4 protein-coding genes and 1 pseudogene are annotated in these 3,157 nt (G+C 68.8%); 2 read left to right on the top strand and 3 right to left on the bottom strand.

Annotated elements, in window-relative coordinates:
* Positions 1 to 382: 382 nt before the first annotated feature.
* On the top strand, positions 383 to 568 hold the full coding sequence (locus ACFVJQ_RS22250; RefSeq protein ID WP_385514154.1) for a hypothetical protein: 186 nt from the start codon (positions 383 to 385) through the stop codon (positions 566 to 568).
* A gap of 8 nt (positions 569 to 576) precedes the next feature.
* Here ACFVJQ_RS22250 and ACFVJQ_RS22245 read toward each other — a convergent pair.
* From ACFVJQ_RS22245 to ACFVJQ_RS22235, 3 genes and pseudogenes are all read right to left on the bottom strand, one after another.
* Positions 577 to 1,574, bottom strand: a pseudogene (locus ACFVJQ_RS22245) (IS5 family transposase).
* Positions 1,575 to 1,697: 123 nt separating this feature from the next.
* The gene (locus ACFVJQ_RS22240; RefSeq protein WP_385514143.1) at positions 1,698 to 1,964 is read right to left on the bottom strand and encodes a hypothetical protein; all 267 of its coding nucleotides are present in this window, start codon (positions 1,962 to 1,964) and stop codon (positions 1,698 to 1,700) included.
* A 77-nt stretch (positions 1,965 to 2,041) separates the two neighbouring features.
* Positions 2,042 to 2,302, bottom strand: coding sequence for a hypothetical protein (locus ACFVJQ_RS22235; RefSeq protein WP_385514144.1), 261 nt, complete (start codon positions 2,300 to 2,302; stop codon positions 2,042 to 2,044).
* A gap of 428 nt (positions 2,303 to 2,730) precedes the next feature.
* On the opposite strand from ACFVJQ_RS22235, the gene ACFVJQ_RS22230 reads away from it, so the two are divergent.
* On the top strand, positions 2,731 to 3,078 hold the full coding sequence (locus tag ACFVJQ_RS22230) for a hypothetical protein (protein ID WP_385786102.1): 348 nt from the start codon (positions 2,731 to 2,733) through the stop codon (positions 3,076 to 3,078).
* Positions 3,079 to 3,157: the final 79 nt, after the last annotated feature.

Below are 3,157 nucleotides of genomic sequence, written 5' to 3'. Positions count from 1 at the left end.
GCCCACAGCTGAAGCGGAGACCGAACAGGCGCCTCAGGAGCCTGAGACGACTCCGGTCGAAGGCGAGGAGCCGGCGGCTGAGGCGGAGGCACCGAAAACCGAGGGTGAAGAGTCGTCCGGGGGCGAGTGAGGGTGACAGTACCCCGGCAAGGCGGTCACCCGTCATGGGGATCGACGGAGGCTGCCCCTTCTGTGTGACCGGAGGAGATCGCGCCAGCTCCGACCTCCTCCGGTCGGCGTCTTCATTCGCCCGCGCCGACCGACGTGTTCGGCTTCGTCCAGGCGCTGCCACAGCTCACGCGTCGCAGCGGCCGGCTGCCCGCCGTCCAGGCCGTACAGCCCCGCTGGTGGCCTCCGGATGTGTCGGTGGTGGCTGGACGGCATGGACAGCGACGATGCGCGGCTGCTGCGAGGCCCGGTCTACGGCGTCGGCCCGACGACCCTCACCCCGGCCCGCGGCCGGGGCAGCGCTGCGCCGAACTGGTGGGCGGGCCGCTGGACGGCCTGCTGCGGGACAGCCCGCATCGGGCAGGAGCAGGCGCTCTGCATCACCTGTGGATTGGTGTGATGTCGTGATCAACCAGTTTCCTTCAGGAGGTCGTTGATCCAGATCATCGAGGCACGCAGGTGAAGCCCGGCGAGGTAGCTCTCGGGCGTCTTGTCGTATCGAGTCGCGATGCCCCGCCAGGCCTTCAGCTTGTTGATCAGGCGCTCGACGGTGTTCCGCTCCTTGTAGAGATCGGTGTCGTGGTCTGTGGGTCGGCCTCCCCGGCTGCCTTTCTTCTTCCGGTTGGCGGCCTGGTCCTTCTTCTCCGGGATGACTGCCTTGATGTTGCGTTTCCGCAAGTAAGAGCGGTTGGCGCGGGATGGGTAGGCCTTGTCCGCGGCGACAGCGTCAGGCCGGGTTCGGGGACGGCCGACAGGCAGACGGACCCGCACCTTCTGCAGCACGGGGACGAACTGCGGGCTGTCGGCGGCCTGTCCTGCGGTCAGGACGAGTGACAACGGACGGCACTTGCGGTCCGCGGCGAGATGAACCTTGCTTGTCAGCCCACCACGGGATCTGCCGAGCAGGGCTTCCTTCAAGCGGAGCTTGCGCCGTCGCCTGATGTGCCGCCGCTCATGCTCGGGGTCGTCACCGTCCTGCCCGTTCTGTTCTGGCGGGCCGCCCCCTTTTGCCGGACCCGCTCCTGCTCGGCAGCGGCTTCCTCAAGAGCGTCCATGACCTCCTTGCCGGTGCGCATCCCGGCGGCGTCGTGGTGGGCGCGGGCACTGGTGGAGTCCACGCTGACCAGGGACAAGTCCGTCTTCCCTTGGCGGGCGGCCTCGGCGATCACACCTTCCAGCAGCGCGGTGAAGACGCCGGCGTCCCTCCGCACCCGGAACCGGCCGTAGACCGTCGGCCACGGACCGAACTCGCTGGGCATCTCCCGTCACTGGCTGCTGGTGCGGAACCGCCAGATCACCCCCTCGAACTGCTCCCGCAGCCGCTCGGGGTACGGGCCGAACCCGCCGATCAGCAGGACCGGCTCGATGAACTTCCACTGTTCGTCGGTGAGTTGCCTGCGCGTCACACCTCGTGTCCTACCGGATCCAGCCCCCGTACGGGAACGGAACCCGAAATAGTGCGGCGTGCGAACTCGCCGTCGGGTGCCATTGAGCGGGCGGCCGTGACGGCAGGATGCTTTCGCTGTGTTTCAGCCGCGTTCTTCCTGCTCTTCCATGAACCGAATGCCCTCATGGGTCAGCGAGATGGTCGCGGGTGTCTTGTGCGATGTCCAGTCGACGGTGATCAGGCCCTCGCCGGCCAGGTAGGCGCAGGCTGCGGACAGGTCCTCGTCGGGTATGCGAAGCTTGTCACGGAGTGTGGCTCCGCTGACCTCCGGGCGGTTGCGTTCGACGGCCTCGTACACAGAATCCATGACCGCCTTCCGGTAGGTCTTGCGTTCACGCAGAGTCGCCATGGCTGTTGTTCTCCGGGTGGTGGCTGGCGGTGCGGGCGCGTATGTGGGGCTGGGCTTCAGCGGCCTTCACGGTTCTGTCACACCTCGCCCGAATATTGGTGGTCTTCGAAGGACGACTGGCTGGTTGCCAGCCAGGACCGTGCAGGCTCCGCGGCGTGCGTCGTGTCGACGGTGAGATGGAGACGGGTTGCGCCCTCGCGGCCAGCGGGATAGCTGCGCTGCTCGGTCGAGTAGAAGCAGCGGCGAAGCACTGCGGCGACGCGACGAGCGGCCTCCGGCGTCGCCGCGATGATACGGACCTCGGCGCGGTCCGCGGAGGGCAAGGGCTCGTGATCCATGACGTACCTCCTGCAGGGCGGCGCGCTGAGGATGAACGAGGTCGCCGCTTCAGGCGTCTGGGGTCAGCGCTTTCACGTACGCCCCCTCCTGCAGCGTATGCCCGGTCCTGTGACCCCTGCCCACCGAGCCGGGCGCCGGCGTCACGGTGATCCCCGGGGGACCGACGCTCGCCGGCACGGGGAGTAATGTCCTGGGCGCCAATCCTGCATCTCCCGGCCCGGCGCAGGCTGGACGGGCTGCGCGGCTGAGGCGGCCGGTCCGCGCCGCGGCGCCGCGCACGCCCATCCTGGGACCCTCCTCGTCCTGTGCTCCCCGTTCGCCCCGACCGAGCACCCATTGTCCGCAACAGGCCCGCGTCGAGACTCTGCAGGACTGCCACCGTGACCATCACAGCTATGAGTGGGACCTGCGGACGCAGACCAACACCATGCGCCGCCCCTGGGTGTTCGACTCCGGTGAGGAGGCCCACGACGTGATCCGCCGCTGCGTCCTCGGCCCACGTGAACTCGAGCTGTACGCCACGCTCGCTGGCTTCGACGTCGTCGAGATCACCAACGAATCCGGCGCCGGCTCCCTGACGGGCGGAAGGTCGTGTGCCCGGTCCAGCAACATCCCCAGCAGCCGCTACCCGAACCCTTCGGACAAGTCCACCCGTCAGTGGTCGGGCTGCCGATCACTTTGCGCAGCACACCAGGCTGCGATTCGCCCCTGGGCGTCCATGCGGTCACGTGACCCGCGGGCCGGGGTGGAACCGGAGATGGAGCGCCCCGGGTGACCGCCCGGCGCCGGACCGACAGGCCGCGGGCCCGGGTGCGGGCCACGGCCCCGTGCGTCGGCGAACCGGCTGGTGCGGG

Origin of the sequence: Streptomyces sp. NPDC127197, from assembly GCF_042672405.1 — a bacterium.
GTDB classification, from domain to species: Bacteria; Actinomycetota; Actinomycetes; order Streptomycetales; family Streptomycetaceae; genus Streptomyces; species Streptomyces flavusporus.
Note: the sequence above shows the minus strand (reverse complement) of the source record. Positions and strands in the feature narration are given on the sequence as shown.